General features: G+C 70.4%; 22 protein-coding genes and 2 pseudogenes. 16 read left to right on the forward strand and 8 right to left on the reverse strand.

Annotated features, from left to right (window positions below; all coding sequences use genetic code 11):
* Nucleotides 1–2 precede the first annotated feature (2 nt).
* Entirely contained in the window at nucleotides 3–1,631 is a 1,629-nt protein-coding gene (locus K8556_RS09020) for a Sapep family Mn(2+)-dependent dipeptidase (RefSeq protein ID WP_223739616.1), read from the reverse strand.
* A 112-nt stretch (nucleotides 1,632–1,743) separates the two neighbouring features.
* Here K8556_RS09020 and msrA point away from each other — a divergent pair, with 112 nt between their 5' ends.
* The 7 genes and pseudogenes from msrA to K8556_RS09050 all read left to right on the forward strand — a co-directional run bounded on the left by msrA (nucleotide 1,744) and on the right by K8556_RS09050 (nucleotide 8,139).
* Entirely contained in the window at nucleotides 1,744–2,400 is a 657-nt protein-coding gene (msrA, locus tag K8556_RS09025) for a peptide-methionine (S)-S-oxide reductase MsrA (protein ID WP_223739617.1), read from the forward strand.
* Between the two features lie 162 nt (nucleotides 2,401–2,562).
* Nucleotides 2,563–5,067, forward strand: coding sequence for an AAA family ATPase (locus K8556_RS09030; RefSeq protein WP_223739618.1), 2,505 nt, complete (start codon nucleotides 2,563–2,565; stop codon nucleotides 5,065–5,067).
* 304 nt (nucleotides 5,068–5,371) lie between these two features.
* A complete protein-coding gene (locus tag K8556_RS09035) occupies nucleotides 5,372–5,548 on the forward strand; it encodes a hypothetical protein (RefSeq protein WP_223739619.1) in 177 nt (58 codons plus the stop codon).
* A 55-nt stretch (nucleotides 5,549–5,603) separates the two neighbouring features.
* A pseudogene (locus tag K8556_RS09040) lies at nucleotides 5,604–5,825 on the forward strand (Gfo/Idh/MocA family protein); the annotation flags it as partial.
* A 27-nt stretch (nucleotides 5,826–5,852) separates the two neighbouring features.
* A pseudogene (locus K8556_RS39720) lies at nucleotides 5,853–5,990 on the forward strand (gfo/Idh/MocA family oxidoreductase); the annotation flags it as partial.
* Between the two features lie 333 nt (nucleotides 5,991–6,323).
* Nucleotides 6,324–6,509 carry a Gfo/Idh/MocA family oxidoreductase gene (locus tag K8556_RS09045; RefSeq protein ID WP_223739621.1) on the forward strand — a complete coding sequence of 62 codons (186 nt, stop codon included), beginning with the start codon at nucleotides 6,324–6,326 and terminating at the stop codon, nucleotides 6,507–6,509.
* 406 nt (nucleotides 6,510–6,915) lie between these two features.
* Nucleotides 6,916–8,139, forward strand: a complete 1,224-nt coding sequence (locus K8556_RS09050) for a FadR/GntR family transcriptional regulator (protein WP_223739622.1) — start codon at nucleotides 6,916–6,918, stop codon at nucleotides 8,137–8,139.
* Nucleotides 8,140–8,188: 49 nt separating this feature from the next.
* Here K8556_RS09050 and K8556_RS09055 read toward each other — a convergent pair whose 3' ends face one another.
* Nucleotides 8,189–9,154, reverse strand: coding sequence for an AraC family transcriptional regulator (locus K8556_RS09055; protein ID WP_223739623.1), 966 nt, complete (start codon nucleotides 9,152–9,154; stop codon nucleotides 8,189–8,191).
* Nucleotides 9,155–9,209: 55 nt separating this feature from the next.
* Here K8556_RS09055 and K8556_RS09060 point away from each other — a divergent pair, with 55 nt between their 5' ends.
* Both K8556_RS09060 and K8556_RS09065 read left to right on the forward strand, forming a co-directional pair.
* Nucleotides 9,210–10,298, forward strand: a complete 1,089-nt coding sequence (locus tag K8556_RS09060; protein ID WP_223739624.1) for an alkene reductase — start codon at nucleotides 9,210–9,212, stop codon at nucleotides 10,296–10,298.
* Nucleotides 10,299–10,319: 21 nt separating this feature from the next.
* Nucleotides 10,320–11,183 carry a pirin family protein gene (locus K8556_RS09065; protein ID WP_223739625.1) on the forward strand — a complete coding sequence of 288 codons (864 nt, stop codon included), beginning with the start codon at nucleotides 10,320–10,322 and terminating at the stop codon, nucleotides 11,181–11,183.
* Nucleotides 11,184–11,205: 22 nt separating this feature from the next.
* Here the strand turns inward: K8556_RS09065 and K8556_RS09070 are convergent, their stop codons facing one another.
* Nucleotides 11,206–11,580: a DUF962 domain-containing protein gene (locus K8556_RS09070; RefSeq protein WP_223739626.1), complete on the reverse strand. Its 375-nt coding sequence runs from the start codon at nucleotides 11,578–11,580 to the stop codon at nucleotides 11,206–11,208.
* Between the two features lie 217 nt (nucleotides 11,581–11,797).
* On the opposite strand from K8556_RS09070, the gene K8556_RS09075 reads away from it, so the two are divergent.
* The 3 genes from K8556_RS09075 to K8556_RS09085 are packed head-to-tail and all read left to right on the forward strand — an operon-like array spanning nucleotide 11,798 to nucleotide 14,338.
* Nucleotides 11,798–12,844, forward strand: coding sequence for a hypothetical protein (locus K8556_RS09075; RefSeq protein WP_223739627.1), 1,047 nt, complete (start codon nucleotides 11,798–11,800; stop codon nucleotides 12,842–12,844).
* Between the two features lie 5 nt (nucleotides 12,845–12,849).
* Entirely contained in the window at nucleotides 12,850–13,983 is a 1,134-nt protein-coding gene (locus K8556_RS09080) for a hypothetical protein (protein ID WP_223739628.1), read from the forward strand.
* 58 nt (nucleotides 13,984–14,041) lie between these two features.
* Nucleotides 14,042–14,338 carry a hypothetical protein gene (locus K8556_RS09085; RefSeq protein WP_223739629.1) on the forward strand — a complete coding sequence of 99 codons (297 nt, stop codon included), beginning with the start codon at nucleotides 14,042–14,044 and terminating at the stop codon, nucleotides 14,336–14,338.
* A gap of 6 nt (nucleotides 14,339–14,344) precedes the next feature.
* On the opposite strand, the gene K8556_RS09090 is transcribed toward K8556_RS09085, so the two are convergent.
* Nucleotides 14,345–15,115 carry a bifunctional 2-polyprenyl-6-hydroxyphenol methylase/3-demethylubiquinol 3-O-methyltransferase UbiG gene (locus K8556_RS09090; RefSeq protein WP_223739630.1) on the reverse strand — a complete coding sequence of 257 codons (771 nt, stop codon included), beginning with the start codon at nucleotides 15,113–15,115 and terminating at the stop codon, nucleotides 14,345–14,347.
* 215 nt (nucleotides 15,116–15,330) lie between these two features.
* Between K8556_RS09090 and ptsP the strand changes: the two genes are divergently transcribed.
* Nucleotides 15,331–17,823: a phosphoenolpyruvate--protein phosphotransferase gene (gene ptsP, locus K8556_RS09095; protein ID WP_223739631.1), complete on the forward strand. Its 2,493-nt coding sequence runs from the start codon at nucleotides 15,331–15,333 to the stop codon at nucleotides 17,821–17,823.
* On the forward strand, nucleotides 17,820–18,776 hold the full coding sequence (gene pfkB, locus K8556_RS09100) for a 1-phosphofructokinase (protein WP_223739632.1): 957 nt from the start codon (nucleotides 17,820–17,822) through the stop codon (nucleotides 18,774–18,776). The genes ptsP and pfkB overlap by 4 nt, the downstream gene beginning before the upstream one ends.
* Nucleotides 18,777–18,873: 97 nt before the next feature.
* On the opposite strand, the gene K8556_RS09105 is transcribed toward pfkB, so the two are convergent.
* Nucleotides 18,874–19,329, reverse strand: a complete 456-nt coding sequence (locus K8556_RS09105; RefSeq protein WP_223739633.1) for a thioesterase family protein — start codon at nucleotides 19,327–19,329, stop codon at nucleotides 18,874–18,876.
* Nucleotides 19,330–19,495: 166 nt separating this feature from the next.
* Between K8556_RS09105 and K8556_RS09110 the strand changes: the two genes are divergently transcribed.
* On the forward strand, nucleotides 19,496–21,328 hold the full coding sequence (locus tag K8556_RS09110; protein ID WP_370639899.1) for a metallophosphoesterase: 1,833 nt from the start codon (nucleotides 19,496–19,498) through the stop codon (nucleotides 21,326–21,328).
* 2 nt (nucleotides 21,329–21,330) lie between these two features.
* On the opposite strand, the gene K8556_RS09115 is transcribed toward K8556_RS09110, so the two are convergent.
* Nucleotides 21,331–22,611 (reverse strand): DUF4032 domain-containing protein, encoded by a 1,281-nt coding sequence (locus K8556_RS09115; RefSeq protein ID WP_223739634.1) that lies wholly within the window; start codon nucleotides 22,609–22,611, stop codon nucleotides 21,331–21,333.
* A 90-nt stretch (nucleotides 22,612–22,701) separates the two neighbouring features.
* Here K8556_RS09115 and K8556_RS09120 point away from each other — a divergent pair, with 90 nt between their 5' ends.
* Nucleotides 22,702–24,366 (forward strand): alpha-amylase family glycosyl hydrolase, encoded by a 1,665-nt coding sequence (locus K8556_RS09120; RefSeq protein ID WP_223739635.1) that lies wholly within the window; start codon nucleotides 22,702–22,704, stop codon nucleotides 24,364–24,366.
* Here K8556_RS09120 and K8556_RS09125 read toward each other — a convergent pair.
* On the reverse strand, nucleotides 24,363–25,607 hold the full coding sequence (locus tag K8556_RS09125; RefSeq protein ID WP_370639900.1) for an imm11 family protein: 1,245 nt from the start codon (nucleotides 25,605–25,607) through the stop codon (nucleotides 24,363–24,365). The genes K8556_RS09120 and K8556_RS09125 overlap by 4 nt on opposite strands.
* Nucleotides 25,608–25,613: 6 nt before the next feature.
* The gene (locus tag K8556_RS09130; RefSeq protein ID WP_223739637.1) at nucleotides 25,614–26,975 is read right to left on the reverse strand and encodes an AHH domain-containing protein; all 1,362 of its coding nucleotides are present in this window, start codon (nucleotides 26,973–26,975) and stop codon (nucleotides 25,614–25,616) included.
* Nucleotides 26,976–26,994: the final 19 nt, after the last annotated feature.

The following is a 26,994-nucleotide window of genomic DNA, read 5'->3' on the forward strand; positions in this document are numbered from 1 at the left end:
CGTCAGGGCGAGGCCTTCACCTCGGACGTGGGCGCGATGGCGAGCGTGTGCACGGCCTCCGCGAGCATGCGCGTGCTCAGGTCCAGCGTCTCCAGCGCGATGGACTCGTCCGGGGCGTGGCCGGTGTAGGGCTCGTTGGGGAACGCGGGCCCGAAGTCCACGGCGCGAGGGAAGAGCCGCGCGTAGGTGCCGCCGCGGATGGAGCCGGGCACCGCGTCCGGCGCCTTGCGCTGCCGCTGGTAGATGTCCATCAGCGTCTTCACCAGCGGGCCGGACGTGTCCGCCACGTGCGGGTCGCCCAGGTAGCGGCCGGCGCCCTCCTTCACCTGGCCGCCGGAGTCCTCGCCCACGCGCTTCGCGGCGGCGTCCAGCGACGCGTTGAAGGCCGCCGCGTCCTGGCCCTGGGGCCGGCGCATGTTGACGCCCAGGGACACGGTGCCGTCCTTCACGCGCAGCACGGTGGGCGCCACGAGCAGCGGCCCCATCAGCGCGTCCTGGTACTTCAGGCCCAGCTTCTCGCCGTGGTGGTCGCCGTCGAAGCGCTTCGCCACCACGCGCAGCAGCGCCGCGACGCCGTTGTCCTCCAATGACAGACGCGAGGCCACGGCGGACATGTCCCAGAGCGCGTTGTGGCCCTCGTCCGCGGTGGACGAGTGCACCGCCACGCCGTGGGTGGTGAGCACCACCGCGCTGCCCTCGCGCTTCGCCTCGGCCTTCAGGTCCTTGCGGGAGGAGGACTCCTGCGCGATGGCGGCCTTCACCGCGGCGAGCACCGTCTCCGGCGTCTGGCCCTTCACGGGCTCGAGCTTCAACGTGGCGGTGCCGGGCACCTGGGTGAGGAACTCGCCCGCGCTCACGTCCACGGCGCGCGCGACGGTGCCCTCCTTCGGCGTGGCGAGCGCGGCGCCCACGGGGGCCTCCAGCGTCCACGCGACGAAGCCGGACTGCGCGGCCATCACGGGGTAGCCGGAGTCCACGGAGATGACATGCGTGGGCTTGGGCTGCGTGTCCGCGTACTGCTTCATCCCGTTCCAGTCGCTCTCCTCGCCGTTGCCGATGATGACCAGCACCTTGCCTTGCGGCTTGAGGCCCAGGTCCTTCGCCATGGACAGCGCGACGAGCCCGGAGGCGATGGGGCCCTTGTCGTCCTCCACGCCGCGGCCGTACAGGCGGCCCTTCTCCACCACCGGCTTGAAGGGCGCGCGCTTCCACTCATGGGCGGGCGCGGGGACGACGTCGCCGTGGAACACGAGCCCCAGCAGCGGCTCGCCTTCGCCCCAGGACAGCTCGAAGACTTCGTTGGCGCCCACCGTGCGGAAGCCGAAGCCGCGCTGCTTCGCCCAAGCCTCCAGGGCGCGGCCCATGGCGGCCACCTCCGGGTTCTTCGCGGCGGGGGCCTCGCTGCTCACCGTCTTGAAGCGGACAAGGGTCTGGGTGAGGGCCACCACGTCATCCAGTGCACAGGCCTGGACATAGGCGGCGTAACGCTCCGCGGCGGAGGTGCCCTTCAGGGCGGTGTCGGAGAAGCGGGCGGCGCGGGCGGCGGGCTTGCCGGCGCAGCGCGGGTCCCTGGCGGCGAGGGCGGCGGAGGGGGCCAGGAGGCAGAGGGCGGCGAGGAGGCGGGTGCGCATGGGAGGCCTGGGAAACCGTCGGGGGGACGGGGCATTCCTGGTGGGAAGGGGGGCGGGTGGGCGGGCGTGCGCCGGGCGTGAAAACGGGGAGGCCCGGGGCTAAAGCTAGAGCATGTTCTTCACGTCCCCGAAGAAGTTGAGGCTCCCCACTCCGCAGGAGGCGCTGCCGGGCCGCCCGCAGGAGATGCCGGTTCCGCAGAAGCACACCGTGCTGGGCACCCCGCTGAAGGGGCCGGTGCCGGAGGGCTTTGAAACAGCCGTCTTCGGCATGGGCTGCTTCTGGGGGGTGGAGCGCAAGTTCTGGCAGGTGCCGGGCGTGTACTCCACGGCGGTGGGCTACGCGGGCGGGCTGACGCCGAACCCCACGTACGAAGAGGTCTGCTCGGGGCTCACGGGCCACAATGAGGTCGTGCGCGTGGTGTACGACCCGGCGAAGGTCACGTACGCGCAGTTGCTGAAGGTCTTCTGGGAGAACCACGACCCGACGCAGGGCATGCGCCAGGGCAACGACGCGGGCACCCAGTACCGCTCCGGCATCTACTACGCGAACGACGCGCAGAAGCGCGCCGCGGAGGAGACGCGCCAGACGTACCAGGGCGCGCTCAACGCGAAGGGCCTGGGAGACATCACCACGGAAATCCTCCCGGCGCCGGCCTTCTATTACGCCGAGGACTACCACCAGCAGTACCTGCAGAAGAACCCGGGCGGCTACTGCGGCGTCGGCGGCACCGGCGTGAGCTGCCCCATCGGCGTGGGCGTCAGCGCCTGACGTCTGCGTCAAGCGGGGCCCGCGGTCTTCCGGACACGGGCCCCGCCGGGTCGCAAGCCTTCGCTCCGCAATCCCTCTCAGGGGGTATGGTTGCGTCCTGGGAGCGCGGGCAACCTCCGACATCGCGAATGCGGTCACGCCGCGATGCGAGGGAGGGCGCCCATGAGGTTGGACCGAGTCACCATCCGGAACTACAAGTCCATCAAGTCGATCGAACTGCGAATTCCTCAAAAGGAAGAGCAGCGGCAGGGCTCCGCGGACTTCCTTTCCATCGTTGGAGAGAACAACGCGGGGAAGTCCTCCATCCTGGAGGCCATCCGGCTGGCATGCAGCGCCAGCATGAAGGCCTCCGAGGAACAGTTTCCCGGCAACGCTCCCAGTAACGGACCGATCGAGGTCGAACTCGAGTTCGACCAACTGACCGACAACGATTGCCAGCTCGACGCCCTCAAGGACAACACCTTCTTCGACGGCGCCCAGCAGCGTTACCGGCTGAAGCGCATCTGGAAGACGATCAACGGCGCAGCGGAGAACTGGTCGTACAACCCCGGCCGTCCACCGGACCACCAACTCACGGGGTGGTCGGGCAAGAAAAGCATCAAGTCGCTTGAGAAGGAAGACGAGCGCTGGAAGCCCGTCATCGAGCGCGCCCTCAAGGACGGTGCCCCAGCGAAGCCCACGTTCGAGCAGCTCCTCAACGCCGCCCGTGAGCTCCAGTCTCCCCTCCTCGAAGTGCACGAGCAGGAGGAATGGGTGCTCCATCCGGGGAGCATCACGACCGCCCTCGAAGCGGCCCTCCCCAGCGTCATCTATGTCCCCGCGCTTCGCGAGACCAGCGCGGAGACGGACGTGGGCGCCAAGCAATCGGCGATCCGGAAGATCGTCAAAGCCCTGTTCGACCAGCAACTGGCGAATCACGAATGCGTCATCCGGTTCAAGTCAGCAGCGGATGAGCTTCAGGAACTCTTCGCGACCGAGGGCAAGCACCGGATCGTGGCCTCCATGGAGGAGAAGCTGACGGAGAAGTTCAAGGAACTCATCGACATCCGTGCGGAGCTCAAGTTCACCACTCCGGATGTGACCTCGGACCTCGCGAGCAGCACCGAGTTCAGGGTGTTGGATGGCGCCCTGTCCACGCGACCAGACAACCAGGGCCACGGCGCCCAGCGCTCCATCGTCCTCGCGTTGCTCCAGTTGTACGTGGAGCAGAACAGGCAGAGCGCTTCGCGCGAGCGCCAACACATGTTGTTCCTGATTGAAGAGCCTGAAATCTACCTGCATCCGGGCATGTGCCGGAGGATGCGGGACACCCTGCTGAAGATTGCGCAGAGCGGTGTCGGGCAGGTTCTCTGCACGACGCACTCGCCCGTCTTCCTCGACCTCGCGGACCGTCACGATGGCATCGTCATCCTGAGGAAGAAGGAGGGTCATCCCGAGGCCTATCAACGCACCGAGGACGTCTTCGACCAGTCCGCCACCGACAAGGAACAGCGCGCGCGACTCAGGATGCTGCTCAACTTCGATCCGGCCGTGAACGAGGCCTTCTTCTCGGAGAAGGTCTGCCTGGTCGAGGGTGACTGCGAACTCGCGGCAATCGACGCCGTCGCCAGGAAGCTTTGCGAGTCCGGGGAGCTCAACTGGGCCAGGTACCTCCTGGCCAGACGCGCCACCACGATCATCAACTGCCGTGGCAAGTGGACCATCCCCGCGTTCCAGAAGGTCCTCAACGCCTTCGACATCCACTACCGCGTCATCTACGACCTGGATGAAGGAGACCAGGCGAACCTGGCGAATGCGCAGATCGAGGCGTTACTGAAGGAAGGCGGTACGAGCCTCACCCACGCGCCGAACTTCGAGAAGTTCATCTTCGGCGAGACCTGGCGAACCGACAAACCGTGGACCGCTACCAAGCGAATCGCCGAATCCTCCGAACGCAATGAGCGCCTCCTCAAGTTCTTCGAGTTCGCGCTGGGACGACCCCTCTCGGATTTGAAGCCGGATTCCGTCGCGAACACCGCGGCCGAGGCCACGCCCCCACCAGTCAATCGGCCCAGGCGTCGCAACCTCCGGAGCAGGCTCAAGGAGCTCAAGGTCTCCAATGAAGTCATTCAATCGGCACGCCGGGTGGAGCAGATCTTCCGCGTCGCCGCAGGCCTGAACGCCGCCCCCCGCCCTGACCAGGACACACCTCTTCAGTCGATCGACGGCACGAGCATCGATGCCTTCGCGCTCGTGACGGGCAACTCGATGGCGGACACGCTGCGGGAAAATGACGTCGTGGCGCTCAAGTTCCTCGACAGGGTCTTCCTGGATCCACTGCAGGAACCAGATGCCCAGGCGAACTCCGCACTGCCCGGCGTCATCGAGAACAATGGCATCTACGTCCTCGCCCACAACGACTATATCGATCAGAAGTCCTACACCATGAAGCGGGTCCGCATCTCCGTGCTCCCTGACGGAAGCTGGCGAGGCGACATCTCCGCGGACAACCCTGAAACGAGCTGGGCGGACCGAGGATTGATGCAGATCCGCAAGACGGACCGCATCCATTTCGCCGCGCAAGTCATCGGGATTGTCAGGAGCAACGACGAGCAGCCTGCTCCTCTCGCGATGCATGAACTCACCCTGGTTCCAACGGAGCAGGACCCGGTCTTCGATGAGGGCTGACGCCAGCCCTCAACCATGAGCTGCCAGATCAGCGTCAGCACTTGAGCCAGAGCACGGGGCCCACGGTCTTCCGGACACGGGCCCCGCCTGCTTCTCAACGCCCGTCCCCTCCTCGCTGTCCTGCACCACACGCGAGTTGAGCTTCCCCTGCCCTGCAGTGCCATCGCATGCGATGGGCTGACGCCCCCCTCGCGGCATGACGCGAGGCACGGAGGAGGCCCGCGCATGATGGACGACGCCCCCGGCTGTGGACCCGCAGGCGCATGCTGGGAGCCACGGGGGACTTCTCACCGCGAGCGCGTGGATGCCTCCGGTGCTCGCCGCCGCGCCGCAGGTGAAGCTGCCGGACACCTTCGCCAAGACCGAGCGCGAGCGTCCCGGCCCGCCCAACCCGCAGCCCGAACCCGAGCGCGTAGGCTGGGCCGTGGTGGGCCTGGGCCACCTGTCGCTCGAGGAACTCCTCCCGCCTTCGGACAGATGAAGCGCGGCAGGCTGGTAGCGTTGGTGAGCGGAGACCGCGCGAAGGCCTCTACGACTACAAGTCGTTTGATCAAACCAAAGACAATCCAGAGGTGCAGGCCGTCTACATCGTCCTGCCCAACAGCATGCACGCGGAGTTCACCGTGCGCGCGGCGCAGGCGGGCAAGCACGTCTTCTGCGAGAAGCCCATGGCCAACACGTCCGCGGAGTGCCAGCAGATGATCGACGCCTGCAAGAAGGCGGACCGCAAGCGGGGCATCGCCTACCGACTCCAGTAAGAACCGCACCACCGCGGGGTCATCCATATGGCGCGCGACAAGGAACTGGGCACGCTCAAGCTCTTCACCGCCAACAACGGCCAGAACCAAGGCGAGCCCAACCAGTGGCGCCACAAAAAGGCACTCGCGGGCGGCGGCGCGCTGCCGGACGTGGGCATCTACTGCCTCTCCGCCGCGCGCTACTTCAGCGGCGAGGAGCCCACGGAGGTGATGGGCTTCAGCCACAGCCCCCCAACGACCCGCGCTTCAAGGAGGTGGAGGAGTCCTTCGCCTTCCATCTGCGCTTCCCCTCCGGCTTCCAGGCGCACTGCACCAGCCACTACAGCACGCACGAGACCAAGGACCTGCGGCTGATGGACACGGACGGCTGGGCGTCCATGGACCCCGGCTTCGCCTACAGCGAGCTGCGCCTGCGCGTGGGCCTGAAGTCCAAGTCCTTCCCAAGGCGAACGACACGGTGGAGCGCGGCTTCAGCCAGCCCAGCCGTTCGCCAGGGAGATGGACCACTTCTCGCGCTGCGTGCAGGAGAACGTCATCCCGCACACGCCAGGCGAGGAAGGCCTCGCGGACATGCGCATCATTGAAGCGCTCTACCACTCCGCGCGAGAGGGAAAGGCCGTGAAGCTGGAGGCCGTGAAGAAGCTGGATGCCTTCCGCGGCCCGCCTCCCAAAGAAGAAGGCTGAGCCCCACCAGGCCGCCAGCGGTCCGTGAAGAACCCCCGCGACCCGAAGTTCTCCGCGAGGACGCACGCCTCACGGAGCGCGGCGATGGGGTGCGAGCACGGACAGCAGGGCGGAAACCGGGCAGAGGCATCTGCCCGGTTTCGGTTCCCCCGAAACCTGTCCGACTGTCGGCCCCGCTTCCACCGCATGAGTCGTGACGCCGTGCGTGCGCGACCGCCAGGGTGGGGCACGCACGGACAGAGGCGCCCGCCCGGGGCCGGTTGCCTCAAAACCTGTCCGACAGTCGGACAGGTTTTCGCCGCCCGCCGCCCGGGGGCGGGCCCGGCAAGTCCGCGATGCGGAAGGTGGGCCGCACGTCCATGTCAGACCCCTGTGGTGGGATGGCGATGCTGGAACGAGGAGGGGGATGGGGATGGAACGGCGAGGACTCGTGGCGTACGTGGAAGCGCAAATCGAACGCGATATCGCGCTGGGGCGGCTGCACCCGAGCGGGCAGTTTGGCTCCGAAGCGAAGCTGGCGCGTCGCTATGAGGTATGCCGGGGCACCATCCGCGAGGCGCTGCGTCGGCTGGCGGCGCGGGGCCTGGTGGTGCAGCGCCCCGGGCGAAAGACTCGCGCGGTGGCCCTGGATGAGTCGCTGACGCTGGAGAACCTGGGCCTGGCGCTGCATGACGCGCGCTCCCCGCAGGCCCGGTGGCTTCTGGAGGGCTACTTCAGCCTCAAGCGGCAGGTGCTGGTGGAGCTGCTGGTCGACTGCTGCGCGAAGGCCTCGGACCGCGACCTGGACCGGCTGGGGAGCGCGTGCTTCCGGCTCCAGGACGCGGCGCGCTGGGAGTCGGGTACAGCTTGCGCCCAGACGGAGTTCGAGTTGCTTCGGGAGGCGGCGCGCGTGGCGGAGCGGCCCGGGCATGTCCTCCTCGTCCAGTCCCTGCAACGGGCCTTCATGGGAGGCGCCGCCGAACTGCTGCCGCTCCTGGGCGGAGCCGCGCTGCGCGCGTGGGCCTCCCGCGCGATGGCAGTCCTCCACGAGCGCGACGTACGGGCGCTTCAGCACGAGCTGCCGGCGCTGATGAAGGCTTGCGATGAGCTTGTGCTGAATGCCTTCTCCCCCGCTCCTCATGAGCAGGCTTCACCCGAGGCCCACCTGACACAGGAGTGCGTCCTCACGCCCCCTGTATCAGCAACCACGCGGGACGCTGCGCTGGTGACACTCCCCAGCACTGAGGAGGGCAACTCTTGCGCTCCTACGTCAACTCCTGGTCAGGACGAGTCGTTGAAGGCACGCCTCTGTTCGGAAGAGCGCCTCGGATCAGCCGCGGAGCAGGACACGCCACCGGAAGCCCTCTCCAAAGAGACAGGGCAGGGCCTTGGCCGTCTCGCGACAGCCGCCGAGGCCAACGCAGTGCTCGGGGTTGCCCCCACCCTTCACTCTGCGGCCCTCGTCATGAAGCAGGACAGCGGGAAACCACCACCTCCAGCCGCTCCGGACAGGCACTCCGTCTGCGAGCCCCGAGCAGAACGCTCAGAGACGAGCTTGGCTGATGCGGCCTTGGAAGATTTGTCCGACTGTCGGTCGGGGTGGGACGCCGCGTCTCCAGAGAAGGATCTCCAGCCCGAGTCGCCCCCGTGACGCAACACTCGTGACGGTGCACAAGGACCACGGGCCTCCGATGCCCTCCTCACGCCCGGCGGTGGCTGCGCCGGTACGCGCCGGGGGCGGTCCCGTCCCAACGCTTGAAGGCCCGGTTGAAGGACGCCTCGCTCTGGTAGCCGATGGCCGGAGCGACCTCGCTCAGGGGCAGCTCGCTTTCGCGCAGGAGCTGGGCGGCCTTGATCATCCTCCACCCCACCAGGTACTCCAGCGGCGGCTCTCCCACGAGTTCACTGAAGCGCGCGGCGAAGCCGGACCGCGACAGCGCCACGGCGGACGCGAGGCTCTCCACCGTCCAGGGCTCCTCGGGGCGCTCGTGGATGAGCGCGAGCGCCTTGCCAATCTGCGGATCCGCCAGCGCCCGCAGCCCGCTCTCCCGGCATGAACCCTCCGACTTCATGATGTGCGCCCGCAAGGCCTGCACCAGCAGGATGTCCGCGAGCCGGCTCATGATGACGGTGGCCCCCGGATGCGACGACGCGCTCTCCGTCAGCAGCAACTGCACCGTGGACGCCAGTGACGGCGCCGTCGCCGCGTCGTCCGCGGCCAGGTGGATGACACGGGGCAGCTCCTTGAAGAGCAGCGTGCGCGGCGCGACGCCCAGTTGGAAGGACGCCGCGACCAGCGTCGTCCGCTCGCCGTCGCCGCCCAGCCGGATGGAGCCCTTTCCGCGGGCGCTCGCGCAGGCCCCATGCGCCAGGACATGAACGGGGCTGTCCTCCGCGTCGCGCAGCGTGTGGCCTCCGCCATGCGGCAGCACCGCCAGGTCCCCCGCGCACAGCTCCAGGGCTCCCGGAACGCCCTCCACCTCCAGCCGGGCCCCTCCGCGCGCGACCAGGATGATGTGCGCGCCCGGGGAGGTTCCGAACTGGAGCCCCCACGGCGCGAACAGCTCGAAGCGGCCGTGCATCCGGGTGGACAGGCGCAGGGTGTCCAGGACGTCCGCCAGGACATCCGCCCCCTGGGCCTCCAGCGACTCTGGACGATCGGTCAATTTATTTGGACTGGATGCCATGGCGCGTCCATAGCGCCGGGAGCATTCACCGGCCATGGCAAATACATCCAAGCTCCTCTCCCCCCTCCGCCTGGGCCGGCTCGAACTGAAGAACCGGCTGGTGATGGCCCCCATGACCCGCAGCCGGGCGCTGGTGGACGGCAACGTCCCCAACCCGCTGGCGGTGACCTATTACGTGCAGCGGGCGTCCGCGGGCCTCATCGTCACGGAGGGCACCCAGGTCAGCCCCCAGGGCGTCGGGTACATCCGCACGCCGGGCATCCACTCGCCGGAGCAGGTGGCGGGCTGGAAGAAGGTGACGGACGCGGTCCACGCGGCGGGCGGCCTCATCTTCGCGCAGTTGTGGCACGTGGGGCGCGTGTCGCACCCGGACTTCCACGGGGGCGAGCTGCCGGTGGCGCCCTCCGCCATCCTGGTGGAGCAGGACGTCTTCACGTTCCAGGGCAAGAAGCGCGCGGTGACGCCCCGGGCCCTGGAGACGCATGAGCTTCCCGGCGTCGTCGAGCAGTTCCGCCAGGCCGCCCGGAACGCCAAGGAGGCCGGCTTCGACGGCGTGGAGCTGCACGGCAGCAACGGCTACCTGTTGGACCAGTTCCTGCGGGACGGCTCCAACCAGCGCACGGACGCGTACGGCGGCAGCATCGAGAACCGGGCGCGCTTTCCACTGGAGGTGGCGCGCGCGGTGGCGGAGGTCTGGGGCGCGGAGCGCGTGGGCTACCGGCTCCACCCGCAGAACTTCCCCTACGGCGGCATGACGGACTCCACCCCCGTGGAGACCTTCGCGCATATCGCGCGCGAGCTGGGCCGGCTGGGCCTGGGGTACCTGCACGTGACCGAGGCCGTCACGGGCCCCGCCGCCGTGAGCGCCGAGCAGCGCATCACCCCGCATCTCCGCAAGGCCTTCCCGGGCGTCGTCATCGCCAACGGCGGCTACGACGCGCAGGCCGGTGAGGCGGTCATCGAGCGCGGCGAGGCGGACCTCGTGGCGTACGGCGTGCCGTTCCTCGCCAACCCGGACCTGCCGGAGCGCTTCCGCCGGTCCGCCCCGCTCAACACGCCGGACACGTCGACCTTCTTCCAGGGCGAGGAGAAGGGCTTCACGAGCTACCCGGCGCTGAGCTGAACCGGAAAGGAGGGAGCCGTCATGAGCACGCAGCGGATGGACGTCCTGGAGCGAAGGCTGGAGCGGATCATCGACCTGCCCGAACCCACGCAGGGGCAGTTCGGGCCCGCCCACACGGTGGTGCCGGTCATCTCACCCGAGGATTACGCGCGGTCGGATCCGTTCATCCTGTTGATGGACGACCGCATCGACGGCAAGCCCATTGGCGGGCCGCATCCGCACGCGGGCTTCGAGACGGTGACCCTCGTGGTGAAGGGCGGGATGACCCACGACAGCGGCAGCCTGGGTGAAGGTGACGTGCAGTGGATGACGGCCGGCAGCGGCGTCATCCACGGCGAGGGCCTGGAGGGCGACCTGGGCCAGGCGCGCATCCTCCAGCTCTGGCTCACGTTGCCGAAGACGCAGCGCTGGGTGCCCGCGGGCTACCAGGACCTGCCGTACGCGGAGCTGCCGGTGCGGCGTGAGCCGGGCGTGGAGGTGCGGCTGTACAGCGGCACGTCGGGGACGGTGCGGTCGGCGACGAAGAACTACGTGCCCGTCACGCTGGCGGAGCTCCGGCTGGAGCCGGGCGCGTCCATCGCGCAGGACCTGCCCGCGTCGTACAATGGCTTCTTCTACGTGCTGGAGGGAGAGGTCGCGGTGGGGCCGGACCGCCGGGCGCTGAGGCCCGGGCAGGTGGGCTGGCTGGACCGGCCGGTGTCCGGCGGTGACAGCGTCGTCCACGTCACAGGGACGACGCGAGCGCGGGTGCTGCTGTACGCGGGGCAGCCGCAGCGCGAGCCGCTGGTGAGCCACGGGCCGTTCATCGGGGACACCCAGGAGGACATCCTGAGGTCCTTCGCGGGCTACCGCGCGGGCCGCTTCGGTCCGCCACCGCCGAGGTAGCGGACCCGCGGAGCCGCGAGCGTCAGCGGCTCTCGACGGGGGCCGGCGCCAGGGTGCCGGCGGCAGGCGCGCCGGAGTTCGCGCGCTCCAGGTGCGGACCCAACTGGCCCGCCAGCATCAGCGCGGCCATGCGGAAGTCGGAGATGAGCGACCAGAGCGGGTACTTGAAGGTCGCGGGGCGGTTGTGCTCGATCTTGAAGTGGCTGGCCCACGCGAAGCCGTAGGCGCACACCAGGGCGGCGGGAATCAGCGCGCCGCGCCCGGTGACGGCGGCGGTGACGCCCAGGCCCACGCCCAGGCTGGTGCCCGCGAAGTGCAACCAGCGCGTCGACGCCTGCGAGTGCTCGCGCAGATAGAACGGCCAGAACTCGGCATAGGTCTGGATGCGGTCGGACATGAAGTGAAGTTGTGTCCAGCCGCCCGCCTCTCGTCAACCCATGCGGGCCCTCTTCGTGCCGGCCGCGACACCGCTCACGGGGACCAAGGGCAGGAGGGCAGCCAGGCGGTCCTCGACGCGGCCCGTCGTTTTCGGACCGGTTGGGAACAATCCGGTGCGGACGGCGGAGCTGGAGAGAGGCGCGAACCTCGCGTGTCGTGAAAGACTCGGGGCGCGCATGAGTGACTGGACGCCCAAGCTGAACCCGGCGGTGGACCTGCGGCGGCTCCCGCTGAACGCGGAGGAGGGCTTCGTGCTGTCGCGGCTGGACGGCCACACGCGCGAGAAGGACCTGCCCGCGCTGACGGGGCTCCCCCCCGACAAGCTGCGAGACATCCTCACGAGGCTGGTGTCGCAAGGCGCGCTGCTCCCGGGCACGGCGGCCACGAGCCCCGCGAACACGGTGCGGCCACCGGAAGCGCCGGCGCCAGCGCTCGACGCGAGCGACACGGAGCCACTGCCGGAGGCGGAGGCAGGCGACAGCACGGAAGACGACGCCGGTGCCACGGACGACGTGCCCGAAACGGTCCAGGGTGACTACCGCAAGCTCTTCGAGACGCGGCTGCACGCGCTGCCGGAGGACCAGCGGGTGGCGCTCGCGCACGGGGCGGAGGACCCGGAGCTGTCCGCGCTGTGCTTCGACCCGGTGCCCGCCGTCATCAAGGCCGTGCTGGAGAACTCACGGGTGGGGCTCGCGCACGCGCGGCTCATCGCGAGGCACCACCGCAACCCCGTGGGTTTGGAGGCGCTGGTGGCCCGGGCCGCCTTCGCCGCGGACACAGGTGTGCGCCGCTTCCTCGTGCGCAACCCGCAGTTGCCGGCGGCCCTCTTCCGCCGCCTGTGGGCGATGCGCCGCCTGATGGAGCACCACAAGCTCACGGTGGACCGGGACGTCCCGGAGCAGACCCGCCGCACCGCGCGCGAGCTGCTCCGCCAGCGCTTCTCCACCGGTCCGTCAGAAGAGAAGGTGGAGCTCATCCTCAACACGGAGGGCCGCGCCCTGGGCGCGCTCGTGGGCATGCCGGTGGACGGAAAGACGACGTCGCTGTTGTGCGGGCGCACGTACCGCTCCCCCATGCTGGTGCAGAACATCGCGCGCTGGAGCGCCGCGCCGCCCGCGCTCATCGCGCACCTGCTCAAGCAGGAGCTGGTCCGCCGGCAGCCGCCACTGCGCATGATGCTCGCGCGCCACCCCAACGCCCCCGCGGACGCGAAGCGCGCCTGAGCCGCATGCCCCACGCCGAGGCCAGGGTCGTCCGCGAGCTGAAGCACCACCTGCTCACGCATGGGCTGCGCGAATCGCGCGTCCTGCACCTGCTGGTGGACGCGCATCCCTCGTATGTCCGCAGCCCGTTCGCCCGGGAGCTGGAGCCGATGACACGGCTCACGCTGGAGGGCACAAGGCCAGACATCCTGTGCAGCGTGGCGCGGCCCGAGGGCGTCCTCGTCACGGGCATCGAAGTGAAGGCCTCCGAGAGGGATTGGGTCCAGGGCCTGGGCCAGGCGCACAGCTATCGCCCGGGCGTCCACCACGCGTACCTCGCGCTGCCGGCCTCCGCCGCCGACCTCCGCGCCCCCACCCTGGCGCAGGCGAAGAGCATCGGGGTCGGCATCCTGGCTCGGGACGCGAAGCACTGGGTGGAGGTCATTCCGCCCGCGGATCCCTCTCCACTGCCGCGAGCCGTCACCCAGGCCTCCTCGCTGCTCGAAGGCGTCCCCGCCGCGCGCAGCCTCCAGCTCAACCACCCGCTCAACTACCTCGCCGCCGCGTTCCTCGCGGACCGGGGTGCGCCTTCCGGAGAGCTGCTGAAGTCACTCGCCGCGCACTGGCAGGACCTGGGGAGCGACAGCTCCCGGCGCCACGCGGCCACGGGCGCCAACACGCTCGGGCTGCTGGACCTGGACTGGAGGCCCACGCTCGAAGGCCGCACCGTGGCGGACCTCCTGGCCGCGCTCCAGTTCGACCCCGACGCCCGCTACGACAAGCGCAAGCGCCTGCTGGACGTGCACGCGGCCTTCGCCGCCGTGGCGCGCTTCGTCCTCATCCGTCAGCCCGCGGTGCGCCTCATCCACCGGACCCTCACCGCCCACGGCGGAAGCCTCACGCTGCCGGAGCTGGCCGTGGCCGCGGGCCACGACGACCCGGCGCTGGCCGCGGCCCTCTTCCTCGCGGACCCCTCCGGCACACTGAAGCCCGGCCTGCGGGGCCCGGACATCAACCCGTCCACCGTCTTCAAGCTCAAACAGAACCTCTGGCACGCGGGCCTGCTCGACACCAAGGCCCACGGCACCGCCGGCAAGGACGCCCGCGCCTACCGGCCCTCGGAAGACGTCTGGGCCCTCCCTCGCGGCAAGGCCTCTTGACTACAACTGTAGCCATGGCATACCGCTCATGACTACAACTGTCGTCAGGAGGGATGCCGTGGACCGACCGCCGCATGGACAGGGGAGCCCTGACGCACGCCAGGAGCAGGTGCCGCTCGCGCCGTTGCTCCGGGAGGGCCTGGGCTGGTTGCTGGCGTTCTACCTGCTGCTCGCGCTGCTACCTCCCACGCATCTGATGGACACGCTGCGCGCCGGGGAGCACGCGGCCCGCGTCTGGTGGAAGGCCGCGGTCACGGTGCGCCGTCACGCGGCGCCGTTCGTGCTCGCGGAGCTGGAGTCGTGGTGGCACGAAGCGCTGGCATCCCGGAGCGGTTCGCGGACCTCGCGCGCTTGATGCGGCTCAGGGCTTGCGCGCGGTGATGAGCGGCTGATTGAAGCCGGTCTCCTCCGGCGTGTACCAGCGCGGATCCACCAGCCCCGCCCGGGTGAGCGCCTGCTCCAGCTCCACGGGCTGGAGCAGGCGGTAGACGCCGGTGTGCTCGGTCGTGTGCCAGATGCCGGACTCCTGGCGCAGGATGAACTGGCGCACCGTGTACTGCCTTTCATCCACCGCCCAATCCCATACCTGGAACAGCACGCGGCGGCCCATCGGCGTGTCCAGCACGCGCTCCGCCGTGAAGCGCGGCCGCTTCTCCAGCAGCGCGGAGTGGTCGCGCAGGCTCGCCACCAGCAGGCCGCCGGGCACCAGGCGCGACGCCATCGCGTTCGCGGCGTCCTCCAGGTCCGAGTCCTCCAACAGATGCGCGACGGCGTTGTCGCACGACATCACCACGTGGAAGGTGCCCGGCACCTGCCAGTCCAGCATCCGCATGTCCGCCACGCCGGTGGTGAGGCTCACGTGCATGGCGCGGGCCTCCCGCTCCGCTCGCGCCACCGCGGAGGGGCTCAGGTCCGTGGCGTGCACGGAGTAGCCTCGCGCCGCCAGCCCCAGGGCCTGCGTGCCGATGCCGCACGCGCAGTCCAGCACCCGGCGCGGCGGCGCGACGCCCGAGCGGCGCAGGAGCGCGTCCAGCACCGCGCCCTGCCGGTCCACCGACTGCTCCCAGTCCGCGAAGAGCAGGTGGTACTCCTCGGCCAGCCCTTCGTAGAAGTCCAGGACGCTGTCAGACATGACGGCTTCCCCTTTAACACCCCCATGCGGGCCGTCACGCGCGAGGACACCCGGCGTCGCCTGGCCGTCATGTCGCGGGCGGAAGGTCTTCTCTTCTGGGAGCTGTTACCCGGAAGACGGGGCTCGGCGAGCCCGCGCGGGCGGGGCGGACACCGGGCAGGATGCACCGTCATTCCCCGCGTGAAGCGCGCGCGCACCCGAGGCAAGGAGCACCGATGCTGTCGTTGACGCCGTCACAGGTCCGCCTGGGATGGTCTGCCACGAACAAGGCGGAGGCCATCCGCCTGGTCGGGCAGGTGATGGTGGAGTCGGGCTTCATCTCGCCCGGCTACGTCGACAGCATGCTCAAGCGCGAGCAGGTGTCCGCCACGTTCCTCGGCCACGGCATCGCCATCCCGCACGGCCTGCCGGAGGCGCGCCACCTCGTGCTCCAGACGGGCGTCGTCGTGGTGCAGTTCCCCTCGGGCGTCGTCTGGAGCGAGGACGGCCACGCGCACCTCGTGGTGGGCATCGCGGCCAGGTCCGACGAACACCTCCAGGTGCTCGCCAACCTCACCGGCGTGCTGGACGACGAGGCCCGGGCCGTGGCCCTGGCCTCCACCCTGGACACGGCCGCCATCATCCAGGCGCTCCAGGGCTCCCGCGCTTGGGCGGAGCAGGACGCTCCCGCCTTCGAGGGCCTCTCGCGCCAGGTCCTGTCCCCTTCCCCGCACGGCCTGCACGCGCGCCCCGCCACCCTGGTGGTGGAGGTGGTGCGCCGCTTCCGCGCGGACGTCACCGTCCACCATGAGGGGCGGCAGGCGAACGCCCGCAGCCTCCTGTCGCTGCTGCGCCTGGGCGCCCGGGGCGGCTCCCCGCTGACGCTCACCGCGGCGGGGGACGACGCGGCGGCGGCGCTGCTCGCCCTGCAACAGGCCTTCGACGCCGGCCTGGGCGAGGAGCCTCCCGCCGCTCCCACGCCGGCACCGGAGCCCGAGCCCGCCGCCATGCTCGACTACGAGGGGACGCTGGTCGCGGGCCTGTCCGCGTCGCCGGGCATCGCGGCCGGGCCCGTGTGGGCCTTCCAGCGCGAACGGCTGGAGGTGGAGGAGCGGGCCGCGGACGCCGCGCGGGAACACCAACGGCTGGAGTCGGCCCTGGCCGGAGCGGCGGCGGAGCTGCGCCAGTTGCACGAGGGCTTCCTCCAGAAGGCCGGAGCCCGGCGGGCCGCCATCTTCAAGGCGCACCTGGAGCTGCTCGACGACCCGGAGCTGCTGCGCGAGTCACACGGCCTCATCGACACCGGCCTGAGCGCGGGCGCGTCCTGGCGCCGCGTCTTCGAGAGCCGCGCGCAGGCGCTGGCCGCGATGGACGAACCGGTGCTGGCCTCGCGGGCCGCGGACCTGCGGGACGTGGGCCGGCGCGTGCTGCGGCCCCTGGCCCGGGTGCTGGAGGGCGAGCCCACCTTCCCGGAGCATCCGGTGGTGCTGCTGGCGGAGGACCTGACGCCGTCGGACACCGCGAAGCTGGACCCCGCCCTGGTGCTGGGCCTGTGCACGGCGGGCGGCGGCACCACGTCGCACACGGCCATCATCGCGCGCTCGCTCGACCTGCCGGCGGTGGTGGCGTTGGGGCCCTCCGTGCTGGACCTGCGCGACGGGCAGCACTGCATCCTGGACGGCGACGCGGGCGTGCTCGTCGTGGGGCCCTCGGCGCGGGACCGGGCCCGGGCCGCGCACCAGCGCGAGCGGATCCGCCTGCGGCGCGAAGAGGAGCAGGTGAAGCGCCACCAGCCCGCCATCACGCTCGACGGCTGGCGCGTGGAGGTGGCCGCGAACATCAACGAGGCCGCGGAGGCCCTCAAGGCCGTGGACGCGGGCGGCGAGGGCGTGGGCCTGATGCGCACGGAGTTCCTCTTCCTCGGGCGCGACGAGCCGCCCGGCGAGGAGGAGCAGCTCCACGCGTACCGCGCCATGGTGCGCGCGCTGGACGGCCTGCCGCTCACCCTGCGCACGCTGGACATCGGCGGGGACAAGCACGTGCCCTACCTGTCGCTGCCGGCGGAGGAGAACCCGTTCCTGGGCGTGCGCGGCCTCCGGCTGTGCTTCGAGCGGGAGGACCTGTTCCGCACGCAACTGCGCGCCATCCTGCGCGCGTCCATGGAGGGCCCGGTCCGCATCCTGTATCCGATGGTGGCGCTGCCCGAGGAGCTGGCGAAGGCCCGCGCCATCACCGAGTCCGTGCGACGTGAAGTGGGCGCGGCGCCGGTGGAGACGGGCATCATGATGGAAGTGCCCTCCGCGGTGATGATGGCGGAGCAGTTGGCGCGGGACGTGTCGTTCTTCTCCCTCGGGACCAACGACCTGACGCAGTACCTGCTGGCCATGGACCGGCGCAACCCGGTGCTCGCGCCGCGGGCGGACGGCCTGCACCCGGCGGTGTTGCGCATGGTGGACCTCACGGTGAAGGCGGCGAGGCGGGCGGGCATCCGGGTGGGCGCGTGCGGCGGCATCGCGGGGGACCCGTCCGGCGCGGTGGTGCTGTCCGGCCTGGGCGTCACGGAGCTGAGCGTGGCCATCCCCAGCATCCCGGCGGTGAAGGCGCTGCTGCGGAGCATCTCCCTGGCGGACGCGGAAGCCGTGGCCCGGGCCGCGCTGGAGTGCGGCAGCGCCGCGGAGGTGCGGGGCCTGGTGCGCGGCCTGCTGGCCCGGAAGGGAGCGAAGGCGTGAGGCCGACGAAGCCGGGCGTGGTGACGGTCACGTTGAACGCGGCCATCGACCAGACGCTGGAGTGTCCGGGGTTCACGGCGGGCGCGGTGAACCGCGTGGTGGCGGAGACGCGCACGCCGGGAGGCAAGGGCATCAACGTGGCGGCGTTCCTCGCGCAAGGCCCCCGGCCGGTGACGGCCACGGGCTTCCTGGGCGAGGACTCGGCGCCGCTGTTCGAGGCGCTGTTCCGCGAGCGGGGCATCCAGGACCGCTGCCTCCGGCTGCCGGGCTCCAGCCGCGTGAACCTCAAGGTCGTGGACCGCACGGGCGGCGCGGTGACGGACCTGAACCTGCCGGGCCCGCGCGTGCCGGAGGAGGCCCTGGGCGCGCTGCTGGAGACGCTGGAGGCGCTCGCGGAGGAGAACGGCTGCTTCGTGCTGGCGGGCAGCGTGCCTGCGGGAGTGCCCGCGTCCATCTACGCCACGCTCACGCAGCGCCTGCGCGCGAAGGGCGCGCGCGTGGCGGTGGACACGAGCGGAGCGCCGCTGCGCCACGCGGTGGCCGCGAAGCCGGACTTCGTGAAGCCCAACGCGCACGAGCTGGAGGAGCTGGTAGCGCGCCCCTTGAGGAACGCGGGCGACCTCGCGAGCGCCGCGCGCGAGCTGCACGCGACAGGCATCGGGCTGGTGGTGGTGTCGCTGGGAGCGGACGGCGCCCTGTTCGTGTCGGACGACGGCGCGTGGCGGGCCCTGCCGCCCCCCGTGGAGGTGGCGAGCACCGTGGGCGCGGGCGACGCGCTCGTCGCGGCCGTGCTGGCGGCGAGGCTGGCGGGCCAGGACCTGGAGACCTGCGCCCGCGCGAGCACGGCCTTCGCGGCGGGGAAGCTCGCGAGGGTGGGCCCGGTGCCCCCCACCCCCGAGCGCGTGGCGGAGCTGGTCCGCGCGGTGCGGCTGCACCCGCTGGGCATGGGCTGATCAACAGCCGCGCTGGCGGGATGGGCGTCCCCGCGCACCTCCACGCGAAGCGCGCACGTGGGTGAAGTCCTGGCCCCCGGCACGAGGCTCCTCCCGTCTAGGCCCGCCCCTCCAGCTTCTCGATGGCCGCACGCACCGAGGGTGGAACCGGCACCTTCTCATGGGTGGCGTAGCGCAGCGTCACGACGATGGAGCCGCCGCGCGTGTAGAGCACCCCGTCGTCCGCGCCCGCCACCACGTGCTCGAAGGTGATGGAGGCGTTGCCCACGCGCGTGACGCGCGCCCCCGCCACCAGGTTCACCGGGAACACCACCGGCTTGAGGTAGTCCGCATGCGTGTTGGCCAGGATGGGCCCCACCCCGTCCGCCGTCGTCATGTCCGCGCCCGCGGCGGACGGCCCCACCAGCCCGATGCGGGCCAGGTACGCGATGCGCGCGGACTCGAACCAGGTGAACGTGCGGGCGTTGTTGACGTGCCCGTACGCGTCCATCTCGCTCCAGTGCACGGGGAAGGGCACGACGACGGGGAAGTCCTTCAGGGAGGCGCTCGACATGCCCCCAAGGGTCGCAGGGACCATCCCGCCAGGGAACGGAAACCACGCCTGCCTGCCCTCCAGGAGCCCCGGGCAGACATGCTAAGCCAGGGGTCCATGGCTCTCCGGTCCACGCTGGCGCCGCCCGCCGCCCCATCCCTCTCCTCCGCCGTCCGGGGTCCCCGCGATGGCCGGTGAGCCCACGCGGCCCGAGGAGGACCGCCTCCACGACCCGCCCGCGCCCTGGGACGAGCAGGGCCCCGCGCCCGCGCCGCACCTGGTGCGCGAGCGGGGCAGCGCCACCGCCACCAAGCCCCAGAAGCACGCGGACATGGTGCGCTGGCTGCACCCCACGCAGGTGCTGCGCACGGGCCTGGACGCGGTGGTGGCCACGGTGTTCGGCGCGCGGGCGGACCACCGGCTCATCGAGGCGGTGGTGCGGCCGCAGCAGCCCTACTTCGACTATTCGGAGGAGTCCGGCGCGGACGGCGACTTCTGGCTCGACTACGTCTCCGACATCGGCGACGGCTGGGACTCCACCTACGCGGTGGCGCGCCTGCTGGCGCTGCCGGAGCTCAAGCTCCCGGAGGAGGACGGCAGGACGGCGCACGTCACGCCCCGGGGCCGCGTGCTGGTGTTCGGCGGGGACGAGGTCTACCCGGGCGCCAGCCGCGAGACGTACGAGGAGCGCACGGTGCAGCCCTACGAGGCCGCCATGCGCCGCTCGCAGGCGCCCCACCCGGACCTGTTCGTCATCCCGGGCAACCACGACTGGTATGACGGCCTGTCCGCCTTCATGCGGCTGTTCTGCGCGCAGCGCTGGCTGGCCGGGCGCCGCACGCGGCAGAGCCGCAGCTACTTCGCGCTGAAGCTGCCCCGGAACTGGTGGCTCATCGGCACGGACGTGCAGCTCAACAGCGACATCGACGTGCCCCAGGTGGAGTACTTCCGCCACGTCGCGGAGCAGATGGGCCCGGACGACCGCGTCATCCTCTGCAACGCGGAGCCCGCGTGGGTGCTGGCCGCGGCCGCGCGCCGCGCCAAGGGCAGCTACCTGGAGAACAACCTGGAGTACCTGGAGGAGAAGGTGCTCGGGCGGCGCATCGCCGTGTTCCTCGCGGGCGACCTGCACCACTACCGCCGGCACGAGGACGACACCGGCCAGCACCGCATCACCGCGGGCGGAGGCGGCGCGTTCATGCACCCCACGCACGCGCCCGCGGCGCCCGTGCTGCGCGACGGCTCCACGCTGCGCAAGAGCTTCCCGGACGAGGCCACGTCCCGGAAGCTCGCGCGCAAGAACCTGTTCCTCATCCGCTACAGCCCGCTGTTCGGGCTCATCACCGGCCTGTGGTACCTGCTGCTCGCGCTGGCGGCCTACGCGGAGGTGGGCTCGCTGGGCCTCTCCCGGCTGCCGGAGGTGGTGACGGCGGTGGCCAACAGCATGGTCAACCGGCCGTGGACGCTCATCCTCGGCATGGTGACGGTGGGAGGACTCGCGGGGCTGGCGGACGCGGCGCTCGGGAGGTGGCGCGCGCTGCTGGGCGGCCTGCACGGCGTGGCGCACATCGTGGCGGCGTTCTTCATCGCCTGGGGCGCCACGTACTTCACGGTGAGCAAGCTGGGCGTGTGTCCGGTGCTGTCACCGGATGGCGCGCACTGCGCGGACGGCTGGCTGCACCTGGCGGGCAAGTTCTTCTTCTCCTGCGCGTTCACCTTCGTGGGCGGCTTCCTCGTGGGCCCGTTCATCACGGGCCTGTACCTCTGGCTGAGCGTGAACTTCTTCGGCGCGCACTCGAATGAAGCCTTCGGGTCGCTCGCGCTGCCGGACTGGAAGAACTTCCTGCGCATGCGCATTGGCAAGGACGGGGCGCTGACCATCTACCCGGTGGGCATCGAGCGCGTGCCGCGCAGGTGGAAGCCCACCGGCGCGGGGCCCATGTCGCCCGCGTTCGACCCGGATGACCCGGACGCCACCGAGCCGTTCCTCATCGAGCCGCCCATCCGCGTCTGCCGTTGACGCTACCCGGAGGACCGCGAGGTGTCCTCCAGGAGCGGCGCGATGCCGGGCTGCTTGCGGCTGAGGGCCACGTAGTCCTGCACGGCGGCGTCCAGGCCCACGTCGCGCTTCGCGCGCTCGGACAGGAACCACTTGTGCTCCAGCACCTGGCAGTAGAGCTCCGCGGTGTCCGCCGCGCGGCCCAGCTCCTTCTGCAGGCGTGACAGCGTGGGGTGGTAGCGCTCGTCCAGCCAGCGGAACGCGGCCACGCTCAGGGGCACGCTGCGGTCCAGCTTGCGCGTGAGCGTGGCCTTCATCTCCTGCATCTCGTTGAGCAGCAGGCTCGCCTGACGCTCCTCCGCGACGATGCCGGTGAGCGAGTGCAGTTGGTGCCGGTGGTACTCGCGGTCCGTGACGATGGTGCGCATGCGCAACTGGCTGCCCTGCCCGCTCGCCAGCAGCTCCACCTCGCCCACGGAGAAGCCCAGGTCGTTGAGCGTGCGGATCCGCTCGTGGATGCGGTAGCTCTCGTGCGGCTGGAGGATGAGCTCGCGGTTGATCTCGGCCCACAGCCGCTCGTAGCGCTGGCGGATGCTCGCGGCCGTCTCCTGCCAGGCCTCCAGCTCCTGGGGCAGCTCCTGCGCCAGCTCCACGCGAGCCGCCAGGTCCGCCAGGCCTCCGGCGACGTTCTCCTCCATGATCTGCAGGTCCATCTCCCGCTGGCCGGCGGAGAGCTGCTCGTGCAGCTCGGACGTCTCCGCGTCCACCGCGTACGCCTGCAGCTCGCCCGCGTCCCGGCGGAAGAGCACGTTGGACAGGGAGCAGTCGCCCCAGAAGAAGCCGCCCAGGTGCAGCCGCACCAGCAGGCCCGCCATCGCGTCCAGCAGCCGCGACCGGTAGCGCTCCAGGCCCTGGTGCATGAACAGCGCGCGGTACGGCAGCGACGACGCCAGGTACTGGGTGATGAGCAGCCCGGGCCTGTCCCCGGGCGAGGCCTCCAGTCCCGCCTCCGTCTGGACCGCCAGGCCCACGGGCACCACGGACGGCAGCCGGCGCTCCTCCAGGCCGCGCAGCAGGTCGTACTCGCGCTGCGCCACGCGCGCGGGCGTCTCCTTGAAGGCGTAGATGGTGGCGCCGTAGGAGACGAACACGACGACGTGACGGGACAGGCCGCGCGGCACCTCCACCACGCGCGGTGAACGCTCCGGCCACGCCTCCAGCGGCAGCTCCCACGGAAGGTCGAGGAAGTCCGGGTGCCCCTGACGGATGTGCAGGGAGTGGAGGCGGCGCGGAGGGTGAGACATGTTGGCCACCAGCCTACCGTCCGGGGGTGCGCGCTTCATCCGGGGGGCGCGCTGGCCCGCGTGGAACGTTCGCTGTTAGAGGAAGAGGCCATGCGACCCCTCCGCGGACTCTCCCTCTGCAGCGCGGCCCTGCTGTCGGCCTGCGCCGGTTCTTCGCCCACGCCCGCGCCGGCTCCGGTCGCGCCGGGGAGCATCACGCTCGCCGCGCCCGCGGGAGACGCGTGGTACCGGGGCGCGGTGTTCTACGAGGTGTTCGTCCGCAGCTTCCAGGACTCCAATGGGGACGGCGTGGGAGACCTGCCGGGGCTCATCTCGCGGCTGGACTACCTGAACGACGGCGACCCGGCGACGACGGACGACCTGGGCGTGGACGCGCTGTGGCTGATGCCGGTGTTCGCGTCGCCCAGCTACCACGGCTACGACGTGACGGATTACGAGCGCATCCAGACGGCGTACGGCTCGCTGGAGGACCTGCAGCGGCTGTGTGACGAGGCGCACCGCCGGGGCATGCGCGTCATCCTGGACTTCGTCATCAACCACACCAGCTCCTCGCATCCGTGGTTCGTGGACTCGGCGTCCTCGGCGCAGTCGCCGAAGCGGGACTGGTACCAGTGGCGCGCGAGCGACCCCGGCTGGAAGCAGCCCTGGGACCTCTACTCGCAGACCGGCACGTGGCATCAGCGGGACACGGGCTGGTACTACGGCGCCTTCTGGGGCGGCATGCCGGACCTGAACCTCCAGACGCCCGCGGTGCGCGAAGAGGTGAAGCGCCTGGCGACGCTGTGGCTCCAGCGCGGCGTGGACGGCTTCCGGCTGGACGCCGCGCGCTACCTCATCGAGACGGGCGGCGGCGCGGGGCAGGCGGACACGCCGGAGACGCACGCGTTCTGGAAGGAGTTCGCCGCGCACGTGCGCTCGGTGAAGCCGGACGCGGTGCTGGTGGGTGAGAACTGGAGCGAGACGCCGTCGGTGGCGAAGTACTACGGCTCCACGGCGACGGTGCCGGGCGGGGACGAGCTGCCGCTCAACTTCAACTTCCCCATGTCCGCGCGGGTGATTGAAGGCATCCACGCGGGCAGCGGCGGGGGCGTGGCGGCGAAGCTGCTGGAGATGAAGAACAACTATCCGGCCGGGGTGGCGGACGCGCCCTTCCTCACCAACCACGACCAGGTGCGGCTGGCGACGCAGTTCGCCAACGACGGGGCGAAGCTGGGGCTGGCGGCGGCGGTGCTGCTGACGCTGCCGGGAGCGCCGTTCCTCTACTACGGCGAGGAGGTGGGCCTGGGGAACGGCAACGCCAACAACGACGAGTCCAAGCGCACGCCGATGCCGTGGAGCGGCGCGGCGGGCGCGGGCTTCACGACGGGCTCACCGTGGTACGCGTTCTCCAGCGGCAGGGAGACGGCGAACGTGGAGGCGCAGCGGCGCGACCCGGGGTCGCTGTTGTCGCGCTACCGCTCGCTCATCCACGCGCGCCAGGGTTCGGAGGCGCTGCGCAACGGGGGCCTGCGGCTGTTCACGGCGACGACGGGGGTGTCACGGACGCTCGCGTTCGTGAGGACGCTGGACGACGAGCAGGTGCTGGTGGTCCACAACTTCTCCAACTCGCAGGAGTCGGTGGGGCCGTTCGACGTGGAGGCGACCACGGCGGAGCCGCTGTTCGTGGACCCGGGAGTGACGCAGCTCACGGGTGGCACGGGAGCGTGGAAGGCGAGCATCCCAGCGCGTGCCACGGGCATCTGGCGGCTGCGCTAGCTGACGACGGGCTGACGCCAGGAGCGGGAGAGGTGCGTCTCTCCCGCGGCCTTGAAGCGGCGGATGAGCTCCGCCGCCGCGCCCCTGCCCTGACGGAGCAGCCACTTCAGCTCCGCGGGCATCAGCACCTTCACGGTGAGCAGCCGGACCTCGCCCCCGGGGAGCGTGAAGCGCGGGGGCAACGAGTCCGTCTCCATGCCGATGAGCACGGCCACGCGGCCCTCGGGGGTCACGAGGGTTTCGGGCATGCCCACGCCATCGACCTCCATGGACAGGGTGCCGTTGGCCAGGGAGACGCGGAGCTTCTCGAACTCGGCGACCTCATAGGCGACGCGTTCGAGCAGGTGCACCGGCCAGCTCTTCCACACCTCCCCCAGCGGCTCCGGAGTCTCGATGGCGAGCTCCAGCCCGAAGCCAGCAGTGGGACGGTCCAGGATGTCGTTGAACGGGTCGGACAGGCCGTCTGTGACGATGAGCATGCCGCCGTCAGGACGGCGCATGGCCGTCCACCACTGCCGTTCGCCGGGCCATGGACCGCCCACGACCGGCGGGATGTAGAAGTCGTCGGACATCGTGCCGAGCCCTCGCCACACGGCTGCACGGGCTCTGCGTGCCTGGTCCCACAGGGCCCCCCGCTTCTTCGTCTCCGCGCGCCGAACAGGATCGACGGTCGGAGGCCCCGTGACCGCTTCGAACTTCGCGCCCGTGATGCCCGCGCGCTCCATCGCGTCCTTGATGTCCTCGGAGACAATGAGGACGACGTCCCATTCCGAGGGACGGAACACCTTCGCATCGCCCACCTTCGACGTGTCGATGCGCATCTCCGAGATGAAACTGAGGGTGCCGACCTTCTCCGGAATCCCATCCTCTTCGGACCAATACACCACATCCGAAGACGCCTCGGTGTCGACGCACGGAATGGCGCGAAGGGCATTGAGGATGAAATACGGCCCTGCGTGAGAGTCGATCTCGACGGGGATCAACTCGACGTCATTCGGGGCCAGCTCCTGGAAAAGAGCTGCGAGCCTCGCATTGACGACCGGGGTGCTGAACGCTGCGTGGGAGTAGTCACGTGATACTCCCTCCACGTCCAACGGAAGCCGAATCGGGCCCTTGAAGCGCGCGGGTTCTCCAACCGTGAACTGCCAGGGGTCTTCGAGCTCTCTCGTTTGACCATCGAGAGGGTGTCCCAGACACCAGAACCCCTCTGCGACGTTCTCGAAAAGGTTGAAGTATCTCATCTCGCATCACTCAAGACCGGTCACCCACCGATTCAGGTCTGTCCCTCTCTGGTTGATCAATCTCGCAAGACCCTGCAGGGCTTTCGTCAATGCGGCCCGGCAGTCTTGCATGGACCTGCATCGCTTCGACACCCTCTCCAGAGCATCAAACACCTTCTGGTGGTATGCCTCCGGATGAGGTCCTCTGTGCCCTGGCACGCGGATCTTGTTCGCGGGATCGTCGAGCGACATCCCTGCCTTATCGAAGATCCTCTGGAACTTCGGTGACCACGGGCCGCCGCGATTCGTGGCGGTCCAGAACTTGTTGGACGCGATGTGGTGCTCCGGGCCATCCGCATCCACGCCACTCGCGACAGGCCCCCTGTCATCCCGAGCGGACATGGCCACCGCGTTCGGCGCCAGCACCAGGGTGACCACGCCCTCGGAGGACACGGCCGCGGACTCCACCTGCGCCGCCGCGCCCAGCCGGAAGCCACCCATCTCCGCTGCCACCAGCGAGGCCTGACCTGAACCCGGGAGCGTCGCGACCTTCGCCGCGAACGTCTCCGCCGTGCTGCCCACCGCCGCCAACGCCAGCATCACGAACGCCCGCGCCGCGTTCTTCCCCATCACCTCGCCGTACTCCTCCCCCACTTCTCGAAGCTCATCGAACGTCCGGGCCACCTGCGCCTGTTCGGACAACTCAATCCATCCCTGGATGAGGTTCCACAGCGTGTCGATGCCCAGGTAGGCGATGAGCACCACCGTCATCGTCGCAGCGATGCCCTTCGACACGGGCTCGGGCAGCAACCAGAGCGACAGGTACACCGTGCCCGTCGCGACGATGGTCGTGAGCACCGCCCGCGGATCCGTCATCCCCGCCAGCGCTTCGGACGTCTCCTCCCACACCGAGTCCAGCGCGATGGCGAACGCCAAGGAGCGCCGTCCGTCCTCATCCAGCGTGGAACCCGCCTCCAGCAATTGAAGACAGTCACCCGGTGTCTGCTTGCGCTGGCACCACCGCCCATAAGCGCTCGCCAGCTCCCGGTCCGAATCATCGACCAGCAACCGAGCCCGGGCAGGCTCCTCCACGGAGACCAGCCCCAGGCGTCCACGCACATGGGCATAGGCCTTCGAGGAGAACGTCCCCGCGAACCGCCGATACGCATCCTCACGAGGACGCGGGGACACCGGCGCATCCTCCGCCAGCGTCCGCACCGCGTCCGTGAACGCATCGCCGTCCAGCGCCACGGGCTCGACCTCCGCCCGAGGCACATGGACGACAGGCGCCCCCTGCCCCGTCTTCAGCCGGACGCCGCGCGTCGCTGAACACCCCGTGCCCAGCAGCACCAGCAGCACCGCGACCGCCCAGCTCCGGCACGAAGACATGGATGCCTCCCAGGCACCC

The sequence above is a fragment of the Corallococcus sp. AS-1-12 genome, from assembly GCF_020036995.1.
Taxonomy (GTDB): Bacteria; Myxococcota; Myxococcia; order Myxococcales; family Myxococcaceae; genus Corallococcus.